This is a genomic window from Pseudomonas sp. BCA17, from assembly GCF_004519405.1.
GTDB lineage: Bacteria > Pseudomonadota > Gammaproteobacteria > Pseudomonadales > Pseudomonadaceae > Aquipseudomonas.
Genome location: NZ_SGWI01000003.1, coordinates 463,965 through 483,820, shown reverse-complemented (window position 1 = coordinate 483,820; position 19,856 = coordinate 463,965). Strand labels below are relative to the sequence as shown.

The 19,856-nt window shown below is 60.9% G+C and carries 18 protein-coding genes; 4 read left to right on the top strand and 14 right to left on the bottom strand.

The features are described from left to right. Positions 1-79: 79 nt before the first annotated feature. From EXW71_RS14735 to EXW71_RS14715, 5 genes are all read right to left on the bottom strand, one after another. Positions 80-1,105, bottom strand: a complete 1,026-nt coding sequence (locus tag EXW71_RS14735) for a putative 2-aminoethylphosphonate ABC transporter substrate-binding protein (RefSeq protein WP_134659238.1) — start codon at positions 1,103-1,105, stop codon at positions 80-82. A gap of 23 nt (positions 1,106-1,128) precedes the next feature. Further along, a complete protein-coding gene (locus EXW71_RS14730) occupies positions 1,129-2,841 on the bottom strand; it encodes a putative 2-aminoethylphosphonate ABC transporter permease subunit (protein ID WP_134659240.1) in 1,713 nt (570 codons plus the stop codon). Position 2,842: 1 nt separating this feature from the next. Beyond that, positions 2,843-3,907 carry a putative 2-aminoethylphosphonate ABC transporter ATP-binding protein gene (locus EXW71_RS14725; protein ID WP_134659242.1) on the bottom strand — a complete coding sequence of 355 codons (1,065 nt, stop codon included), beginning with the start codon at positions 3,905-3,907 and terminating at the stop codon, positions 2,843-2,845. A gap of 141 nt (positions 3,908-4,048) precedes the next feature. Next, complete coding sequence (locus tag EXW71_RS14720; RefSeq protein WP_123717136.1) at positions 4,049-4,912, bottom strand: LysR family transcriptional regulator; 864 nt, start codon at positions 4,910-4,912, stop codon at positions 4,049-4,051. A gap of 15 nt (positions 4,913-4,927) precedes the next feature. Continuing rightward, positions 4,928-7,222, bottom strand: coding sequence for a heavy metal translocating P-type ATPase (locus tag EXW71_RS14715; RefSeq protein WP_134659243.1), 2,295 nt, complete (start codon positions 7,220-7,222; stop codon positions 4,928-4,930). An 85-nt stretch (positions 7,223-7,307) separates the two neighbouring features. On the opposite strand from EXW71_RS14715, the gene cadR reads away from it, so the two are divergent. After that, positions 7,308-7,757 (top strand): Cd(II)/Pb(II)-responsive transcriptional regulator, encoded by a 450-nt coding sequence (gene cadR / locus EXW71_RS14710; RefSeq protein WP_134659245.1) that lies wholly within the window; start codon positions 7,308-7,310, stop codon positions 7,755-7,757. A gap of 54 nt (positions 7,758-7,811) precedes the next feature. Here the strand turns inward: cadR and EXW71_RS14705 are convergent, their stop codons facing one another. Together EXW71_RS14705 and lgt are read right to left on the bottom strand one after the other, a co-directional pair. Further along, a complete protein-coding gene (locus tag EXW71_RS14705; RefSeq protein WP_123717346.1) occupies positions 7,812-8,645 on the bottom strand; it encodes a thymidylate synthase in 834 nt (277 codons plus the stop codon). A 62-nt stretch (positions 8,646-8,707) separates the two neighbouring features. After that, positions 8,708-9,520 (bottom strand): prolipoprotein diacylglyceryl transferase, encoded by an 813-nt coding sequence (lgt, locus tag EXW71_RS14700; RefSeq protein ID WP_123717134.1) that lies wholly within the window; start codon positions 9,518-9,520, stop codon positions 8,708-8,710. Between the two features lie 214 nt (positions 9,521-9,734). On the opposite strand from lgt, the gene EXW71_RS14695 reads away from it, so the two are divergent. Next, entirely contained in the window at positions 9,735-10,487 is a 753-nt protein-coding gene (locus tag EXW71_RS14695) for an NRDE family protein (protein WP_134659247.1), read from the top strand. A 58-nt stretch (positions 10,488-10,545) separates the two neighbouring features. Here EXW71_RS14695 and ptsP read toward each other — a convergent pair whose 3' ends face one another. Together ptsP and EXW71_RS14685 are read right to left on the bottom strand one after the other, a co-directional pair. Further along, a complete protein-coding gene (gene ptsP / locus EXW71_RS14690) occupies positions 10,546-12,825 on the bottom strand; it encodes a phosphoenolpyruvate--protein phosphotransferase (RefSeq protein WP_134659249.1) in 2,280 nt (759 codons plus the stop codon). A gap of 22 nt (positions 12,826-12,847) precedes the next feature. Continuing rightward, on the bottom strand, positions 12,848-13,327 hold the full coding sequence (locus EXW71_RS14685; protein WP_123717131.1) for an RNA pyrophosphohydrolase: 480 nt from the start codon (positions 13,325-13,327) through the stop codon (positions 12,848-12,850). A gap of 143 nt (positions 13,328-13,470) precedes the next feature. Here EXW71_RS14685 and EXW71_RS14680 point away from each other — a divergent pair, with 143 nt between their 5' ends. Next, a complete protein-coding gene (locus tag EXW71_RS14680; protein WP_134659251.1) occupies positions 13,471-14,127 on the top strand; it encodes an HAD family phosphatase in 657 nt (218 codons plus the stop codon). A gap of 102 nt (positions 14,128-14,229) precedes the next feature. On the opposite strand, the gene EXW71_RS14675 is transcribed toward EXW71_RS14680, so the two are convergent. Beyond that, positions 14,230-14,643 carry a DUF2269 family protein gene (locus tag EXW71_RS14675; RefSeq protein ID WP_134659253.1) on the bottom strand — a complete coding sequence of 138 codons (414 nt, stop codon included), beginning with the start codon at positions 14,641-14,643 and terminating at the stop codon, positions 14,230-14,232. 41 nt (positions 14,644-14,684) lie between these two features. Next, positions 14,685-16,199 (bottom strand): threonine ammonia-lyase, biosynthetic, encoded by a 1,515-nt coding sequence (gene ilvA / locus EXW71_RS14670; RefSeq protein WP_123717128.1) that lies wholly within the window; start codon positions 16,197-16,199, stop codon positions 14,685-14,687. 135 nt (positions 16,200-16,334) lie between these two features. Between ilvA and rpiA the strand changes: the two genes are divergently transcribed. Then, positions 16,335-17,006: a ribose-5-phosphate isomerase RpiA gene (gene rpiA / locus EXW71_RS14665; RefSeq protein WP_134659255.1), complete on the top strand. Its 672-nt coding sequence runs from the start codon at positions 16,335-16,337 to the stop codon at positions 17,004-17,006. Here the strand turns inward: rpiA and EXW71_RS14660 are convergent. From EXW71_RS14660 to EXW71_RS14650, 3 genes are all read right to left on the bottom strand, one after another. Then, positions 16,996-17,913 carry an SdiA-regulated domain-containing protein gene (locus EXW71_RS14660; RefSeq protein ID WP_134659257.1) on the bottom strand — a complete coding sequence of 306 codons (918 nt, stop codon included), beginning with the start codon at positions 17,911-17,913 and terminating at the stop codon, positions 16,996-16,998. The two genes, rpiA and EXW71_RS14660, sit on opposite strands and share 11 nt — an antisense overlap. A gap of 8 nt (positions 17,914-17,921) precedes the next feature. Further along, entirely contained in the window at positions 17,922-18,845 is a 924-nt protein-coding gene (locus tag EXW71_RS14655; protein ID WP_134659259.1) for an SdiA-regulated domain-containing protein, read from the bottom strand. A gap of 326 nt (positions 18,846-19,171) precedes the next feature. After that, positions 19,172-19,837, bottom strand: a complete 666-nt coding sequence (locus tag EXW71_RS14650; protein ID WP_123717124.1) for a fumarylacetoacetate hydrolase family protein — start codon at positions 19,835-19,837, stop codon at positions 19,172-19,174. Positions 19,838-19,856: the final 19 nt, after the last annotated feature.

Genomic DNA, 19,856 nt, shown 5'->3' with positions numbered 1-19,856 from the left:
TCCCACCTGCAAAAGCTGTAAACCTTCAAAGGTGGGAGCGGGGTTGCCTGCGAAGAGGCCATCTGCCCTGACGAAAATCTTACTGGCCGGCGACTTTTTCCGACTTGCCGTCATAGCGCTTGCGCCATTCGGTCAGGATGCTGTCGCGGTTCTTCGAGGCCCAGGCAAAGTCGTTCTTGATCAGGCGCTGCTCGTAGTCGGCCGGCAGTTCGGTCTGCGGCTTGGCGATGCCTGGTTGGGCGAGGACGGCGAAGTTGTCCTTGTACAGGTCCATCGCAGCGGGGCTTGCGGAGAAGTCGGCGAGTTTCTTCGCGGCGTCTGCGTGAGCAGTGCCCTTGAGCACAGCGGTGGCCTCAATGTCCCAGCCCAAGCCTTCTTTCGGCAGGATGATATCCAACGGTGCGCCCTGGCGCTTCAGCTGCACGGCTGGGTATTCAAACGAAATGCCGATCGGGAACTCCCCCGAAGCCGCCAGCTTGCACGGCTTGGAACCGGAGTGAACGTACTGGCCGATGTTCTGATGCAGGTCGTCCATGTACTGCCAGCCCTGCTTCTCGCCGAAGGTCTGCAACCAGGCGCTCACATCGAGAAAGCCGGTGCCGGACGATGCCGGGTTAGGCATCACGATCTTGCCCTTGTACTCAGGCTTGGTCAGGTCCTGCCAGCTCACCGGCTTGGTCAGGCCCTGTTTCTCGGCCTCGACGGTGTTGAAGCAGATGGTCGCAGCCCAGACGTCCATGCCGACCCAGGCCGGTGGGTTGGCGGCGTCGCGGTAGTTCTTGCCTATCTTGTCCAGGTCCTTGGGCGCGTAGTTGTCCAGCATGCCCTGCTGGTCGAGGATGGCCAGGCTCGATGCCGCCAGGCCCCACACCACGTCGGCTTGCGGGCGAGCTTTCTCGGCCAGCAGCTTGGCAGTGATGATGCCGGTGGAGTCGCGTACCCACTTGATCTCGACGTCAGGATTGGCTTTTTCGAAAGCCTGCTTGTAGGTTTTCAACTGCTCGGCTTCGAGGGCCGTGTACACGGTCAGCTCGGTTTTTGCGGCAAAGGCATTCAGGCTGAATGCGCTGAGTACGGCAGCGGCGAGCGCCAGGGACTTGAACATGGACTACCTCCTTCAGGGATGGATTACTGGCCGGGCGCGATTTGGCGCCAGGCCTGGGAGCGCCGCAACAGGCCGCGTGAGGCCCACGCCAGCAGCAGCGAAACGCCGGCCGAGGTGAACAGGATCAAGGTGGACATGGCCGCCGCACCGCCCACGTTGCCGGCGTCGTCCATGTTCAATACGGCGACGGCGGCAAGAATGGTGTCGGGGCTGTAGAGGAAGATCGCGGCGGACACGGTGGTCATCGCCGACACGAACAGGTAGCGCACGATGTCCAGCAGCGCCGGCAGGCAGATCGGCACGGTGACGCGAAGATAGTGGCGGTACAGCGGCGCCTTGAGGGACAGCGCGGCGGCTTCGAACTCGGCATCCAACTGGCGCAAGGCGGTGGTCGCGGTCATTTGTGCGGTGGTCAGGTAGTGGGCAATGGTGCACACCACCAGCAACGTCATGCTCCCGTAGAACACATGCAGTGGGTTGCCGTTGAGGTTGAAAAAGAACACGTAGCCCAGGCCCAACACCAAGCCCGGCACAGCCATCGGCACGAAACTGAGCATGCGCAGCGCCAGGTTCAGGCCTTTCTGGCTTTTGGTTTTTTCCATCAGGTAGGCACCGGTAAAGATCAGCACGCTGCCGACCAATGCCGTGCACAGGGCCATGGTCAAGCTGTTGCGATAGGCCAGCCAGCCGCCGCCCGCGGTATCTTCGAACTGGTAGTGGTTGAGTGACAGCGCCAGGTTGTACGGCCAGAATTTCACCAGTGAGGAGTACACCGCCATGCCGAATACCAGCAGCAACGCTGCGCAGATCAGCATTACGATGACCAGGTAACACCCGTCGCGCAGCCGTGATGGAGCAGGCTGGAACACTTGGGCACGGCCGCTCATGGCGTCGCCATGCCGACGGCGCAACCAGGTATCCATCCCGAAACTGAACAGCGCCGGCAGCAGCAACACCATGCCGATCAATGCACCGCGACCGAACTGCTGCTGGCCGACCACCGCCTTGTAGGCTTCCAGCGCCAGCACCTGATAATCCCCACCCACCACCACCGGCACACCAAAGTCAGTGATGGTCAGGGTGAACACCAGACAGAGCGCAGCAAACACGGCTTGACGCGTGGCCGGCCAGGTAATGCTGCGAAACGCCCGGGCCGGGCTCGCCCCCATGCTGGAGGCGGCGTCGAACAGGCGCGCATCCGCCAGGGACAGCGCCGACAGCAGAATCATCAAAGCGTGTGGGAAGGTGTAGATCACTTCGCCCAGCACGATGCCCCAGAAGCCGTAAATGTTGTCCGAGAGCAAGCCGCGCAACATGCCCTGGTTACCGAACAGGTACACCAGCGCAATCCCCGGCAACATCGACGGCGCCATCAATGGCAGCAACGACAGGCCGCGCCAAATGGCCTTGCCGGGAATCAATGTGCGTTGCAGAGCGTAGGCAAACAGGTAAGCCAGCGGTACGACGATGGCCGCCACGCTGAGGGACACTTTCAGGCTATTGCCCAGCAGCCAGTGGAAATTGTCGCTGGTCACCAGTTCTCGCGCGGCGACCCATCCGCCGCCCTGGCCGGCTTCGCTGCTGAAACCACGCCAGAAGATCGCCAGCAATGGCAGCAGCACCGCGACACCCAGCAGAAACAGCCACAGCAGTTTGCCGCCGACCACAAAAATACGATCGCCCATTTGCGCACGGGACACCTGACGAGCTATCGGCAGTGTCATCACCGCGGCCATCTCAGGCAAACACCTGCAGGCTGCGTGGCGGCAGCGCCACCCAGATATCCTGGGCGCCCAGGCGTGGCATGGCTTCCGGCGCCAGTTCGGCCAACAATGGATGACCGGGCAATTGCTCCAGCTCAAAGCTCATGCGGCAGCGGTTGCCGAGAAAAGTGATCTCGCGGACTTTGGCCGGGAACAGGTTTTCTTCATGCACCGGCGGGTTGACGCTGATGGCTTCCGGACGGCAGAACAAACGCCCGGACTTGGCCACGCCGGCATCGTCGGCCAGGCGCAGGTTCATCCCTCCGACCTGGGCGTGGCTGACACTGTTACGGCTGAACGGCAACCAGTTGCCCTGGCCGACAAATTCCGCCACAAACGGTGTGGCCGGGCGGTCATAGATTTCCTGGGGCGTGGCGTATTGCTCGACCTTGCCGTTGTTCATCACCGCAATGCGGTCGGCCATCAACATGGCCTCATCCTGGTTGTGGGTGACCATCAATGTGGTGATGCCCAGGCGCCGTTGCAGTTGGCGCAACTCGGTGCACAGATGCTCGCGGACACGGGCGTCGAGGGCCGACATCGGCTCATCCAGCAACAGCAGCGAAGGTGCCGGCGCCAACGCCCGTGCCAGTGCGACACGTTGCTGTTGGCCGCCGGACAACTGGCCGGGGTACTTCTTTTCGCTGCCCAGCAGGCCCACCAGTTCCAGCATCTGGCCAACGCGCTTGCGCACTTCATCGCGGCCGCTGCCGGTGAGGCCGTAGCCGATATTTGCTTCGACGGTCAGATTGGGAAACAGCGCGTAGGACTGGAACAAAATCCCGTAGTCCCGCGCCTGAGGCGGGAGTAGGGAAACGTCGCGCTTGCCCAGGCGCAGCTCACCGCTGTCCTGGCGCTCCAGGCCGGCGATGCAACGCAACAAGGTGGTCTTGCCGCAGCCGGACGGGCCCAGCAGGCACACCAGTTCGCCGGCGGCGATATCCAGGGACACGTTGTCCAGAGCGGTAAACGCGCCGAAGCGTTTCTGGATACCGCGCACCGTCATGGACGCGCCGGGGTTGGTCAGGGCTGTGTTCATGCAAGGCACCTCATCAAACTGATGAAGGCCATGCTAGGCGGGCAATGCGTCGCTCATGTGGCAGGAAGGCAAAACACGGCGATAGTCGTATTGGTAGATTTTGTAGTGAGCAGGGCTGGCCCGCTTATTACAGAACTACAGTCAGAGCGGCGACATTTCCTGTGCTAACCCCAGAAACGCAGCGGGAAGACGTGCGCCTTTTCTTTCCTTGAGGCAGTACAGATACTCTGGAATCTGCGGTGCATTTTCGATGGTCAGCACGCGCAACTGTGGGTCATGGGGCACTTCCTGGCGTGCAATGATGCTGATGCCGATGTTGCGCAGCACCGCCTCGCGGATCGATTCCCGGCTGCCGATTTCCAGCAACGGGCCGTAACTCACCCCCGCACCTTGCAGCATGTCTTCCGTCAGGCGCCGCGTAGTCGAACCCGCTTCGCGCATCAGCAAGGTATGCCCGGCCAACGCGGTCAGTGGTACAGGGTCCAGCGCTGCCAGCGGATGATTGCGATGGACCGCCAACACCAACGGGTCGGTGCCGAGCACGCGGCGGATCAAGCGCGGGTCTTCCAGCAATTGTGAGGACGCAGCAACGTCGACACGGTAATCGTCCAGTGCTTCAAGCACCTGTTGGGAGTTGCCGATTTCCACCGACACCTCTACCTGGGGCAAGCGTTCACGAAAGGCTTTGACCAGGTCGAGGATGTAATACGGCGCTGTCGCGGCAATCCGCAGAGCGCCCTGGACCTGGCCGTTGTTACGCAGGAAAAACTCGATATCCGCTTCCTGCTGCAACAGCGCCTTGACCATCGGCAGCAGGCGCGCGCCTTCGTCGCTGACAGTGAGGCGGCGCCCTCCACGGTAGAACAGTTCAACACCGTACTGGCTTTCCAGATTGCGAATCTGGGTGGTGACGGTGGGCTGGCTCAGGCCGAGCTTTTTCGCCGCCTGAGTAATGCTGCCCAGGCGGGCGACCATGAAAAACGCCTTCAACTCGGCACTCAGCACACCACCCTCTCACCTCTATTTGCGCAACAGGCGCAGGCCATTGAATACCACCAGCAGGCTGACGCCCATATCGGCGAACACCGCCATCCACATGGTCGCCATGCCCAGGAAAGTGACCGCGAGGAAGATCGCCTTGATCACCAGCGCAAGGATGATGTTCTGCTTGAGGATACTCGACGTTTGCCTGGAGAGCCGAATGAATGCCGGAATCTTGCGCAAATCATCGTCCATCAAGGCCACGTCGGCGGTCTCGATGGCCGTGTCGGTGCCGGCAGCGGCCATGGCAAAACCGATCTCGGCGCGAGCCAGGGCCGGCGCGTCGTTGATGCCGTCGCCGACCATGGCGACACGATGGCCTTGGGCATAAAGGGTTTCGATGGCTTGCAGCTTGTCGGTGGGCAGCAGGTCGCCTTGGGCTTGATCGATGCCGACCTGAGCACCAATCGCTTGGGCGGTGTGAGTGTTGTCGCCCGTGAGCATGAGAGTCTTGATGCCCAGCTCGTGCAGTTGCTGGATGGCTTCGCGGCTGCTGTCTTTTACGGTGTCGGCCACGGCGAACAGCGCCAGGGGGCCGGACTTGTCGAGCAACAACACCACGGACTTGCCTTGTTTTTCCAGGGCGAACAGTTTTTCCTCGAGCGCCGGCGAGCACAAGCCAAGGTCTTCCACCAGCCGGTGGTTGCCCAGGTGATAGGTTTCGCCGTTGATATCACCGCGCACGCCCCGACCAGCCAGCGCTTCGAAGTTATCCACAGCGTGCACGGGCAGCTTTTTCTCCACCGCAGCGTTGGCAATAGCCAGGGACACAGGGTGGTCGGAACGTCCGGCCAGACTGGCGGCCAGAGCCGGCGCGCTGTCCGCGACGGTGGGGAACAGTGCCAGGTAGTCGGTCTGCACCGGCTTGCCATGGGTGATGGTGCCGGTCTTGTCGAGCGCCAGGTAGTCGAGCCTGTAACCGCCCTCCAGGTACACGCCGCCCTTGATCAGAATGCCTTTACGCGCCGCCGCCGCCAGGCCGCTGACGATAGTCACCGGGGTGGAGATCACCAATGCGCAAGGGCAGGCAACCACCAGCAACACCAGGGCACGGTAGATCCAGTCAAACCAGGCGCCCGCCATGAACAGCGGCGGGATGATCGCCACACCCAGCGCGAACAGGAACACGGCTGGGGTGTAGACCTTCGAGAAACTGTCCACAAAGCGCTGGGTCGGTGCCCGTGCGCCCTGAGCCTGTTCCACCGCGTGAATAATGCGCGCCAGCGTTGAATTGCCGGCTGCGGCGGTGACCTTGTACTCCAGGGAACCGGCCTGGTTGATGGTGCCGGCGAAGACTTTATCGCCCAAGGTCTTTTCAATCGGCAGGCTTTCACCGGTAATCGGCGCCTGGTCGATGGTGGACTGGCCTGCGGTGACTTCACCGTCCAGGCCGATGCGCTCGCCGGGCTTTACCCGAACGATCGCGCCAAGATTAATGCTTTTGACCTCCTGTTCCAACCATGAACCGTCGGCCTGCTTCACCGTGGCCTGCTCCGGCGTCATCTGCATCAAGCCGCTGATGGCGTTGCGGGCACGGTCCAGGGATTTGGCTTCGATCAACTCGGCCACGGTGAACAGGAACATCACCATGGCCGCTTCGGGCCACTGGCCGATCAGCACAGCACCGGTGACGGCAATGCTCATCAGCGCGTTGATGTTCAGGTTCAGGTTCTTGAGCGCAATCCAGCCCTTCTTATAGGTGGTGAGCCCACCGCTGAGGATCGACACCAATGCCACCACGGCAATCACCCAAGTGGGCGCGACACCGGTGAAATGCAGCACTTCGGCAGCCAATGCTCCCACGCCGGACACCGCCAACGGCCACCAGTGTTTCCTGGCGGGAGGTTCGGCGGCAGTGGCGCCCTCTTCAATCGGGTCGGCCTGCATGCCTAAGGACTTGATGGCATCGATGATCGGCGCGGTGCTCGGCAGGTCATGGGTGACGCCGAGGATGCGGTTGATCAGGTTGAATTCCAGTTGCTGCACGCCGGCGAGCTTGCCCAGTTTGTTCTGGATCAGTGTCTGCTCGGTGGGGCAGTCCATGGCTTCGATGCGAAAAGTGCTCAAGCGCGAGCCCGCAGTCAGTGCTTCGCTCAGTGTCACCACCGCAGGCGCGGCTTTGCTCGAACAGCAAGAACCCGCATGGCTGGCATGATCATGCTTCTTGACCGGCGTCAGTTTGGCGCCATGGTCGTGGCTATGTTCATGATCGTGGTTGTGTTCATGATCGTGGTTGTGATCATGCTTATTCGGGGTGTGGATGGAATCGCTCATTCTGTCGCGTCCGTAAAGGTGCCTGTTGCCAAGTAAAGACCCTGTAGCCACTATAGGGTCAAGCACCCATTTGGAGATTGCTGCAATGAAGATCGGCGAACTGGCCAAACTGACCGACTGTCAGGTGGAAACTATCCGTTATTACGAGAAAGAAGGCCTGCTGCCGCCCCCGGCGCGCACCGACGCCAACTACCGCGTCTATACCCAGGCCCACACCGAACGGCTGATCTTCATCCGCAATTGCCGCAGCCTGGATATGACGCTGGAAGAAATCCGCAGCCTGCTCGGGCTGCGAGACAGCCCTCAGGACCAATGCGAAAGCGTGAATGCGCTGATCGACGAGCATATCCACCACGTAAAAGCGCGGATCGATGGGCTGCTGGTGTTACAGGAACAATTGCTCGACCTGCGCCAACGCTGTGGCGGTGGGGCGGATCTGGATCAGTGTGGGATTTTGCAGCGGCTGGAAGTCAGCGGGAGTGTGGCGGCCAGCGAGGCTGAGCCTTCACATGTGGGCAGAAGCCACGGCCATTGATTCAGCCTGGAAACCGCCCCACCCACACAAGCCCGCATCTTCCTTGAGCAGCCTTCAGATCGCGACGTCGGCCTTGATGCTCGGGTCAGCGTCGTAGCCCACAATTTCGAAGTCTTCGAACTTGTAGTCGTAGATCGAAGCAGGTTTGCGCTTGATCACCAGTTCCGGCAGCTTTTTCGGCGTACGCGCCAGTTGGGTGCGGATCTGCTCCATGTGGTTGCTGTAGGCGTGGGTGTCGCCGGTAGTGACGATGATCTCGTGGGGGATCAGGTCGCACTGCTGGGCCAGCATATGGGTGAGCAACGCCAGCGCGGCGGTGTTGTAGGGCAGGCCCAGGAATACATCGGAGCTGCGAATATACAACTGCATCGACAGGTGGCCGTCATGCACGAACGCCTGGTACAACAGGTGGCACGGCGGCAGGGCTTGCTTGCCGTTGCGCGCGTTTTCCTGGGGGCTCTTGGTTTCGTCCGGCAGGTACTCGACGTTCCAGCCGTGGAACAGGATGCGACGGCTGTTCGGGTTGGTCTTGAGCGTGTGGACCATGTAGTCGATCTGATTGATCTTGCCGCCATCCTTGGTCGGCCAGGCGGTCCATTGCTCGCCATACACCGGGCCCAGGTCACCTTCTTCGGTGGCCCATTCATCCCAGATGCGCACACCGTTTTCGTTCAGCCACTTGATGTTGGTGTTGCCGCTCAACATCCAGATCAATTCGTTGGCGATACTTTTGAAATGAAGCTTCTTGGTGGTCAGCAGCGGGAAGCCGTCGGCCAAGTTATGCCGATACTGACGGGCAAACACGGCCTTGGTGCCGGTGCCGGTGCGGTCGCCCTTGGTCAATCCGTTGGTCACGACGTCGTTCAGTAGTTCGAGATATTGCTTCATGTTATTACCCGTATCGTTGAAGCCGGGCTGCTCGGCTTGCAAGCAGCCCGGCATTCGAATTGTTAAACCGCGGTGCTCTTCAGCGGCTGCGGACGGTTGTACGCCCACCACAACAGGCCCAGGCCGGCGATGATCATCGGCAGGCTGAGAATCTGCCCCATGGTCAACCAGCCCCACGCCAGGTAGCCCAGTTGCGCATCCGGCACGCGCACGAACTCGACGATGAAACGGAAGATCCCGTAGAACAGCGCGAACATGCCGGAAACCGCCATGGTCGGACGCGGCTTGCGCGAAAAAATGTACAGAATCAGGAACAGTGCCACACCTTCCAGGGCGAACTGGTAGAGCTGCGACGGGTGGCGCGGCAATTGCGCCGGGTCGCTGAACGGCGGGAACACCATGGCCCACGGCACGTCGCTCGGCTTGCCCCATAGCTCGGCGTTGATGAAGTTACCGATGCGCCCGGCACCCAGGCCGATCGGCACGAACGGTGCGACGAAGTCCATCAGTTGGAAGAACGACTTGCCGTTGCGGCGGCCGAACCACCACGCGGCGATCATCACGCCGACAAACCCGCCGTGGAACGCCATGCCGCCCTTCCAGACTTCGAAGATCAACGTCGGGTGGGCGATGTACGCCGGCAGATCGTAGAACAACACATACCCGAGGCGCCCGCCGACAATCACCCCCATCGACATCCAGAACACCATGTCGGAGAGCTTCTCCTTGGTCCAGGTCGGGTCGAAACGGTTCAGGCGCCGGGAAGCCAGCAGCCAGGCACCGCCGATGCCGATCAGGTACATCAACCCGTACCAATGGATTTGCAGCGGACCGATGGCCACGGCCACCGGGTTGATCTGCGGGTAAGGCAGCATTGCGACTCCTCGTTAAATCATTAGTCATGGCGCACCGGACCTTGCCGGTGTGCGATTAAGCCTGCGTTACAGCCGCTATTTCAAATTAAGAAGTTCACACGCACCGAACCGGCTGGCATGTTAACGGATGGAAGGCGTGCGACCCAACTTCGATGCGATGGAACGCGCGCCGCTGTGTGAGTAGAGTGGCAAAAAACACAAAAGGGATCACCTGATGTGCCTGATAGTTTTCGCCTGGCGGCCGGGCCACGCCCAACCGCTGATCGTCGCGGCCAACCGTGATGAGTTCTACGCCCGCCCCAGCCTGCCGCTGGCCCAGTGGCCAGATGCGCTCCAGGTCTACGCCGGTCGCGATCAGGAGGCGGGCGGTACTTGGCTGGGGGTGAACGCCGATGGACGTTTTGCCGCGCTGACCAACATCCGCGACCCGCACCAGCCGCCGGCACGCAAGTCCCGTGGCGAGCTGGTGGCGCGGTTTCTCAGCGGTTCACTGCCAATTGAGGACTATTTGGCCGACGTTAACGGACGATCGATTGAATATGCCGGGTTTAACCTGCTGGTGGGCACGCGGGATGAACTGTGGCATTACAACGCCAACGAAACGGCGCCAACACGCTTGAAAGCCGGGGTTTACGGGCTGTCCAATGCCGGCTTGAATACGCCGTGGCCGAAGTTGCTCAAGGCCAAGGCGGCGTTGAAGGCTGTGTTGGATGATCCACAGCCGGAGGCGTTGCTGGGGATTTTGAGTGACCCGCAAACAGCGCCGTTCGCCGACCTGCCGGATACCGGCGTGGGGTTGGCGACGGAAAGTCTGCTGTCGAGCGTGTTTATCGCCAGTCCCAGTTATGGGACGCGAGCGAGTACAGCGCTGATTGTGAATGCCGATGGCACGCGGCGAATGGTGGAGCGCAGCTTTGGGCCGCTGGGTGGCAAGCTGGGCGAGGTCGAACTCAACATTCAGCCATAGCGCAAACCTGATGTGGCAGCAGGCTTGCTCGCTGCCACATTTTGATCGGCGCCAGGCCCTACAAAGTTTTGGCGGAGGCCGGATTGATCATCCGCGTCAGCCCCAGGTTCTTCAGCGCTAATTGCAGCGAACTGTGGATAACTTGCGGGTTGTCGATGGTCATCAACTCGGCCAGCAACTCCTTGGCCATGCTCAGTTCGACCTGGCGCAGCATCCACTTCACCTTCGGCAGGTTGGTGGCGTTCATCGACAAGCTGTCAAAGCCCATAGCCATCAACAGCACCGCCGCCGCCGGGTCACCGGCCATTTCGCCACAGATGCTTACCGGCTTGCCTTCGGCATGGGCTTCACGCACCACATGCTGCAGGGCTTGCAGCACCGCCGGGTGCAGGTAGTCGTAAAGGTCGGCCACCCGTGGGTTGTTACGGTCCACGGCCAGCAGGTATTGGGTAAGGTCGTTGGAGCCCACCGACAGGAAGTCCACCTGCCGCGCCAGTTCCTTGGCCTGGTACACCGCTGCCGGAATTTCGATCATCACGCCAATCGGCGGCATCGGCACGTCGGCGCCTTCGTCGCGCACTTCGCCCCAGGCACGGTGGATCAGATGCAGCGCTTCTTCCAGCTCATGGGTACCGGAAATCATCGGCAGCAGGATACGCAGGTTGTTCAGGCCCTCGCTGGCCTTGAGCATGGCGCGGGTCTGCACGAGGAAAATTTCAGGGTGGTCGAGGGTAACGCGAATGCCGCGCCAACCGAGGAAAGGGTTGTCTTCCTTGATCGGGAAATACGACAGTGACTTGTCGCCGCCGATGTCCAGGCTGCGCATGGTCACCGGCAACGGGTGGAAGGCTTGCAGTTGCTCGCGATAGATCGCCAGCTGCTCCTTCTCACTCGGGAAGCGTTGGTTGATCATGAACGGCACTTCGGTGCGGTACAGCCCTACACCTTCGGCGCCACGCTGCTGCGCGCGGGCCACATCAGCCAGCAGGCCAGTGTTGACCAGCAATGGCATGCGGCGGCCATCGAGCGTGACACACGGCAGTTCGCGCAGTGAGTCGAGCCCCAGCGCCAACTGCTTCTCTTCTTCGACGACCTCGGCATATTGCTTGCGCAGTACGTCGCCGGGGTTGGTGTAGACCTCGCCGCGATGGCCATCGACGATCATGTCGATACCATCGACCTTGGAATACGGCAGGTCCACCAGGCCCATCACCGTCGGGATGCCCATGGCCCGGGCCAGGATCGCGACGTGGGAGTTACCCGAACCCAATACCGAAACCAGACCCACCAGCTTGCCTTCCGGCACTTCGCCGAGCATCGTGGCGGTCAGCTCTTCACTGATCAGGATGGTATTGTCGGGGTAAACCAGGTTGGTGCTGCGATCTTCCTGCAGGTAGGCCAGCAGGCGACGCCCCAGGTCGCGCACATCCGAGGCGCGCTCACGCAGGTAGTCGTCATCCATCATTTCAAAACGGTTGACGTGATCGGTGACCACTTGGCGCAACGCGCCCTGGGCCCACTGCCCGGTCTTGATCACGTTCTTGACTTCGCTGCCCAGGGACGCGTCGTCAAGCATCATCTGGTACACATCGAACAAGGCCCGCTCTTCAGGGCGCAACTGGGTGGCCAGCTTGGTCGAAAGGTTGCGCATGTCGGCGCGCACGCCTTCCAGTGCGGTCTTGAACAATTTGATTTCAGCGTCAATGTCACTGACGGTCTTGTCCGGCACCACATCGAGGTCGGCTGGAGGCAGCATGACCACCGCCGTACCCACCGCTGCGCCCGGCGAGCCCGGAACACCGACGAACTTGGCTTCCTGGATACCCTTGCCCTGGCGCCCGAGGCCGCGAATCGAGCCCGTCGCCTCGGCGTGAGCGATAACCCCGGCAAGCTGCGCGCTCATGGTCACGAGGAAGGCTTCTTCACCCTCATCGAACTGGCGGCGCTCTTTTTGCTGGATGACCAATACACCGACGACGCGGCGGTGGTGAATGATCGGTGCGCCGAGGAACGAGGCATAACGCTCTTCACCGGTTTCGGCAAAATAGCGATAACGCGGGTGATCGGCCGCATTTTCAAGGTTGAGGGGTTCTTCACGCGTCCCCACCAGGCCCACCAGACCTTCATTTGGCGCCATGCTGACCTTGCCGATGGAGCGCTTGTTCAAGCCCTCGGTGGCCATCAGCACAAAACGATTGGTCTCGGGGTCCAGCAGGTAAACCGAGCAGACCTGGCTGCCCATGGCTTCCTTGACGCGCAACACAATAATCCCCAACGCCGCCTTGAGATCCTTGGCGGAGTTAACTTCCTGGACGATCTTGCGCAGCGTATTGAGCATGGCTCGGGGTCGAACTCCGTCGTCAGTCGCGCGTTAAAAGGCGCGGGGCAAGCTCTTTAAGAGCGCGACGATAAACCTCGCGCTTGAATGTCACCACCTGGCCCAACGGGTACCAATAGCTGACCCAACGCCAGCCATCGAACTCCGGTTTACCGGTCAAATCCATCCGCACCCGCTGCTCATTGGAGATCAGGCGCAGGAGAAACCATTTCTGTTTCTGGCCGATGCACAGCGGTTGGCTGTGAGTACGCACCAGGCGTTGCGGCAAACGATAGCGCAACCAGCCACGGGTGCAGGCCAGAATTTGCACATCTTCGCGCTCAAGGCCGACTTCTTCGTTCAACTCACGGTACAAGGCGTCTTCAGGGGTTTCGTCGGGGTTGATCCCGCCTTGAGGAAACTGCCAGGCATCTTGGTTGATTCGGCGAGCCCATAGCACCTGTCCGGCATCATTCGTAAGAATAATCCCGACATTAGGACGGAAACCATCGGGGTCGATCACGGCAACAACCTCGCAAACGCATGTCGCCGCATTGTTCCACAAAGCTTGCTGAAGCGGCAACGAGGCTTCTTACCTTATGTGCACTCTTGTGAAAAGACCGTATTCTGGACGCCTTTTTACAGACTTTTCAGCGAGTAACTGCAATGCGCCTGGCTTTATTCGACTTGGACAACACCCTTCTCGGCGGTGACAGCGATCACGCCTGGGGCGATTACCTGTGCGCCCGCGGGATTCTTGACCCGGTGGCCTACAAGGCCCGCAACGACGCGTTCTACCAGGACTACCTGGCCGGCAAGCTGGACAATGCCGCCTACCTGAACTTCAGCCTGGAAATCCTCGGCCGTACCGAAATGGCCCAGTTGGAAGAATGGCACAACGACTTTATGCGCGACTGTATCGACCCGTTGATGCTGCCGCTGGCAGTGGAGCTGCTGGCCAGACACCGTGCCGCCGGCGACAAACTGGTGATCATCACCGCCACCAACCGCTTCGTCACCGCACCGATTGCCGCGCGCCTGGGCGTTGAAACACTGATCGCCACCGAGTGCGAGATGGACAATGGCCGCTACACAGGGCGCAGCACCGACGTGCCATGCTTCCGTGAAGGCAAGGTGACACGCTTGAACCGTTGGCTGGAAGAAACCGGGTATAGCCTGGAAGACAGCTACTTCTACAGCGACTCGATGAATGACTTGCCGTTGCTGGAGCAGGTGACCCACCCGGTGGCGGTGGATCCGGACCCGAACTTGCGCGCCGAAGCCGAGAAGCGCGGGTGGCCGGTGATTACGCTGCGTAGCTGATACCAACTCTGCAGGAGCGAGCTTGCTCGCGAAAAACCTGAGAACACCGCGTGCATCCAGGCCAACCGCGTCATCCTGACGTTTTCGCGAGCAAGCTCGCTCCTACACGGGCTTGGCGCCCATCAACCCGGCAATCGCCACAAACCCCACCACGCTGATCACCGCCAGCACCAAGGTGAAATTCAGGCTGCCGCCCTCGCCCTTGCGCAGGCGGTTAAGCCGCGCCACCAGCCAGAACCAGGCCAACGCCGCCACGCTGTAGAGAAGGCTGGAGCCCAGAATCCAGGTCTGCCCCAATGGCCAGCCGATCAGATGCACCAGCCACCAGCCGGTAAACGGCATGCTCACCAGGCAAATCCCCATCAGCAGCCAGACAAACGCCCACGGGCGTTGCACGGTCACCGCCGGGCCGGCGCTGCGTTTGCGCCAGGCCAATACCGCCAATCCGAGGCCGCTGAGCAACAACAACACGGTGGCGGTGATGTGGATAACCTTGAGGGTGGTCAGCGTTTCCATGGTCTCGATTTCCTTAAAGGCCGCTCAGTCAGCGTAGTCGCTCAACCGAGGAACAGTTGGTAGGCCGGGTTTTCGCTTTCATCCCAGTACGGGTAGCCGATTTCCAGCAACGCAGCAGGCACCAGGTGGCGCTCGTCCGCCGGCACTTGCAGGCCGGCGACCACACGCCCATCCGCCGCACCGTGGTTGCGGTAGTGGAACATCGAAATATTCCAGCGCCCGCCCAGCTTGTTGAGGAAGTTGAACAACGCTCCCGGGCGCTCCGGGAACTCGAAGCGAAACACCAGCTCATCGCTGACTTTGGCGGCGTGCCCGCCGACCATGTGGCGTATGTGCAACTTGGCCAGTTCGTTTTCGGTCAGGTCCAGCACCGGGAAACCCTGGCTGGTGAGACTGGCGATCAGCGCGCTGCGCGGGTCGTTGTCCGGGTGGGTCTGCACACCGACGAAGATGTGCGCCTCGCTGCCGGAATGGTAGCGGTAGTTGAACTCGGTGATCTGGCGCTTGCCCACGGCTTCGCAGAACGCCTTGAAGCTGCCCGGTTTCTCGGGAATGGTCACGGCGATGATGGCTTCGCGGCCTTCACCCAGTTCGGCGCGCTCGGCCACATGGCGCAGACGGTCGAAATTGACGTTGGCGCCGGAGTCGATGGCCACCAGGGTCTGCCCGCTGACACCTCGGGTGTCCACATACTTCTTGATGCCGGCCACGCCCAATGCACCCGCCGGCTCGGTAATAGAGCGCGTGTCGTCGTAGATGTCCTTGATCGCCGCGCAGATTTCATCGGTGCTGACGGTGATCACTTCATCCACGTAGTCTTTGCAGATATCGAAGGTGTGCTGGCCGATCTGCGCTACCGCCACCCCATCGGCAAAGATGCCGACAGTTGGCAGTACCACTCGCTCCCCTGCGGCCATGGCGGCCTGCAGGCAGTTGGAGTCGTCCGGCTCGACGCCGATGATCTTGATTTCGGGGCGCAGGTATTTCACGTACGCCGCGATACCGGCGATCAGCCCGCCGCCGCCCACCGGTACGAAAATCGCGTCCAGCGGCCCTGGGTGCTGGCGCAGGATCTCCATCGCCACGGTGCCCTGCCCGGCAATGGTGTGGGGATCGTCGTAGGGGTGAATGTAGACGTAGCCTTTTTCATCGACCAGTTTGAGCGAGTACGCCAGGGCTTCCGGGAATGAGTCACCGTGCAGCACTACTTTGCCGCCACGGGAGCGCACACCTTCGACCTTGATCTCCGGGGTGGTCTTGGGCATCACGATGGTGGCCTTGACCCCCAGCACCTTGGCCGCCAGGGCCAGGCCTTGGGCATGGTTGCCCGCAGAAGCGGTGACCACGCCACGTGCACGTTCCTCGGCCGACAGTTGGGTCAGCTTGTTATAGGCGCCGCGAATCTTGAACGAGAACACCGGCTGCAAGTCTTCACGCTTGAGCCAGACCTTGTTGCCCAGCCGCTCGGAGAGCTGGCGAGCGGTCTGCAACGGGGTTTCTACGGCAACGTCATAAACGCGCGAGGTGAGGATCTTTTTGACGTACTGTTCAAGCATCGGCGAAATCACTGGGCGAGTTGGGCAGGGCCGAGGAGTCTAACCCGGCTTTTGGCCGGACGACCACACGAATCCCGAGGTTTTGTTGGGTTATACTCGCGCCCCTCTTTACTCCCCGCCCGCTCCGGAGCCCGCATGACCCAGGATCAACTCAAACAGGCAGTGGCCCAGGCCGCCGTCGATTTAATCCTTCCTAAACTCGACGACAAAAGCATCGTCGGCGTCGGCACCGGCTCCACCGCCAACTGCTTCATCGACGCACTGGCCCAGCACAAGGGCGCGTTCGACGGCGCCGTAGCCAGCTCCGAAGCCACCGCCGCGCGCCTCAAGGGCCATGGCATTCCGGTGTACGAGCTCAACACCGTGAGCGACCTGGAGTTCTACGTCGACGGCGCCGATGAAAGCGACGCGCACCTGAACCTGATTAAAGGCGGCGGCGCAGCCCTGACCCGCGAGAAGATCGTCGCAGCCGTGGCCAAGACCTTTATCTGCATCGCCGACGCCAGCAAACTAGTACCGGTACTCGGCGCGTTCCCGCTGCCGGTGGAAGTGATCCCGATGGCCCGCAGCCACGTGGCCCGCGAGCTGGTGAAACTGGGCGGCGACCCGGTGTACCGCGAAGGCGTGTTGACCGACAACGGCAATATCATCCTCGATGTGTTCAACATGCAGATCACCAACCCGGTGGAGCTGGAAACCCGGATCAATGCGATTGTCGGTGTGGTCACTAATGGGTTGTTCGCCGCGCGCCCGGCCGATGTACTGCTGCTGGGTACCGCCGAAGGCGTGAAAACCCTTAAGGCTTGAGCGTTTTCTTGAAGGTGTAGAACAGGTTGGGTTCGCTGACCAGGTACAAACTACCCGCGTCATCCATGGCGATCCCTTCGGCCTGCGGCACCCGCTTTGTCAGGCCATGGCGCCCGCTCAGCAGTGACAGACTGCTCAGCGGGCGACCGTCGATATCCAGCTCCAACACCAAGAACGACTCATCCGACAGCGCCAGCAGATGGCCGCTGCGCTCGTCGTATTGCAGGCTCGAGAAGTCGCGCACAAACAACCCTGCGTCGCGCTTGGGGTTGTTGATCACGTGCACTGAGTAGGTTTTTTCCGGTTTGAAATGGGGAAAACCGCGCACCTCATAGATCAGCATAGGGTCGCGCTCTTTGGCCACGAACAGGCGCTTGCCCACCGAATCGTACGCCAACCCCTCGAACCCTTTGTTATTTCCGGTATGCACACCCAAGGTCATCTGCTCCGCATCGGCGGCGTCGAGAAACCGGGTGTCGTCGTCCACATGCACCTTGATCAGCCGCTGTTGGCGCTCATCGCTGATCACGTAGATGTTGTCGCTGATGAACTCCACGGCCTCGGCATCGCCAAATCCGATCAACGGGATACGCCGCACAATCACGCCGTCCAGGGACAGCTCGATCAATTCGGGTTTTTTATTGGTCACCGTGAACAGGCTTTTGCGCACCGGATCATAGGTGAGCGCCGAGACGTCATCGTCGAGCCCTTCGATGACCTTGGCTTCGAGGGTGACGCGGTAATCGGCCAGGCCAATGGAGCGTTCGTCAGCCGGCTGACGCCACGCCTGGAGGTTGAACCAGGCCCGCTCGAACAGGCGAAAGTGCTGTGCGACCATCCCGGCGGCAACCAGGCCGATCAGCAAGAATACGGAAAACGCAGGTAGGGGACGGGCAAGTCGACGCATCAGGGAGTCTATTTCTGCTTTTCGAAGCGATAGAAGAGGTTCGGCTCGCTGACTATATACAACGTACCGTCCTCGTCCATGGTGACGCCTTCTGCACGGGGAATGGTGTGCTTGAGGCCGTTGAAACCACCGAGCAAGGTCATGAAGCTGACTTGCTTGCCCTTCTCATCCAGCTCCAGGAGCATATGGGAGTCTGCCGACAGCACCAGCATGTGCCCGGTACGTGGGTCGATGGCCAGGGCGGAGAGGTTGCGCATGTCCAGCTCGGTGCTGGCGAGCTTTTGCTTGTCGCCCGTCAACGTGCCGCCATCGCTTTTCCAGGTAAACAGCGCCGGTGGGCGCTCTTCTCCGAGTACGACTTGCTGGTTGCGCTTGTCCCAGGTGACGGCCTCAAAGGCTTTGTTCTGATCCTTGGACGGGCCCAGGTCATAGCTTGTGAAATCGGCTTTGTTCAGTTGGGTGGTGGCCGCATCGACCTTGACGACGGTCAGGCTGTGGTCACGCTCGTCCACCACGGCCATCAGACCGTTCTCCATCACGGTCACGCCTTCCGGGTTGTTCCAGCCGTTGAGCGGCATTTTGCGCAGCACATCGCCTTGCAGGCTCAACTCAACGAGGAACGCGTTCTTGCCCATGACCGAGAACAGGGTTTTGGTCTGCGGGTTGTAGGAGACATCCGAGGCCTCGTCCTTTTCCATGCCGGGCAGCAACTTGGCGTCAATCACCGCCTGGTAGTCAGGCAGCCAAATACTGGCCTGGCGTTCGGCTGGCGTTTCGAAGCCCTCGGCAACCCACAACAGGCCTCGATCATCCCAGTGCATCGCCCAGGAGACGCCATAGATGACCACACCAACCAGAAATAACCAGGAATACCAGCGTAGGACGAAGCGCGAGCGGAGCTTAGGTTTCGAAGAGGGAAGAGACACGGCCATTGAGCGCTTTCCGGAAAGACAGCTATAGGGGATAGCACAGGATCTGAAAACCCGCGCGCAGGAGGCTGCGAATTATCCGGATGGCGTGTGAAAAAAATGCAAAACCTTCACTGCAGCGGCGATTCAGAGGCCGGATGCCAGTCAGTCAAGGCTATTTGTTGGAGCGAGCTTGCTCGCGAAAAACCCACAGACGCCGCGTTCATTCAGGCGACACGCGTTATCGTTGAGGCTTTTCGCGAGCAAGCTCGCTCCTACAGACGGCAGTTACGCTTAACTGACTGGAGGGCTTGCCCCTTCTCACACTCGAGATGGGTTTCGCCAGGCAATCAGCGAACGTTGCTTTCGAAGCGGCTCACGCCCGACAACTCCAGCACCAGCTCATCACCCACGTTCAACGGCCCCACACCCGCCGGAGTGCCGGTGAGGATCACATCGCCGGCCTGCAGCGAGAAACAGCCGGCCATGTGCTGGATCATCGGGATGATCGGGTTAAGCATCTGCGCGCTGTTGCCGTCCTGACGCACTTCGCCATTGATCGTCAGGCGAATGCCGATATCGGTCATGTCCGGGAAGGTGCTGCCGACCACGAACGGCGCAATCACCGCCGCACCGTCGAAGGACTTGGCGATTTCCCAGGGCAGCCCCTTGGCTTTCAGCTCGGCCTGCTTGTCGCGCAGGGTCAGGTCCAGGGCCGGGGCGAAACCGGAGATAGCGTCCAGCACTTCCTCGCGGCTGGGCTTGGTCGACAACGGCTTGCCGATCAATACAGCGATCTCCGCTTCGTAATGCACCGAACCGCGCTCGGTCGGAATGGCAAAACCGCCCTCCAGCGCCACGACGCAACTGCCCGGCTTGATGAACAGCAACGGCTCAGTCGGCACCGGGTTGTCCAGTTCCTTGGCATGTTCGGCGTAGTTACGCCCGATACACACCACTTTGCCCAGCGGAAAGTGGATGTTGGTGCCGTCGACATACTTGTGCTGGTAGCTCATGGAACGCCTCCTGGAGGGC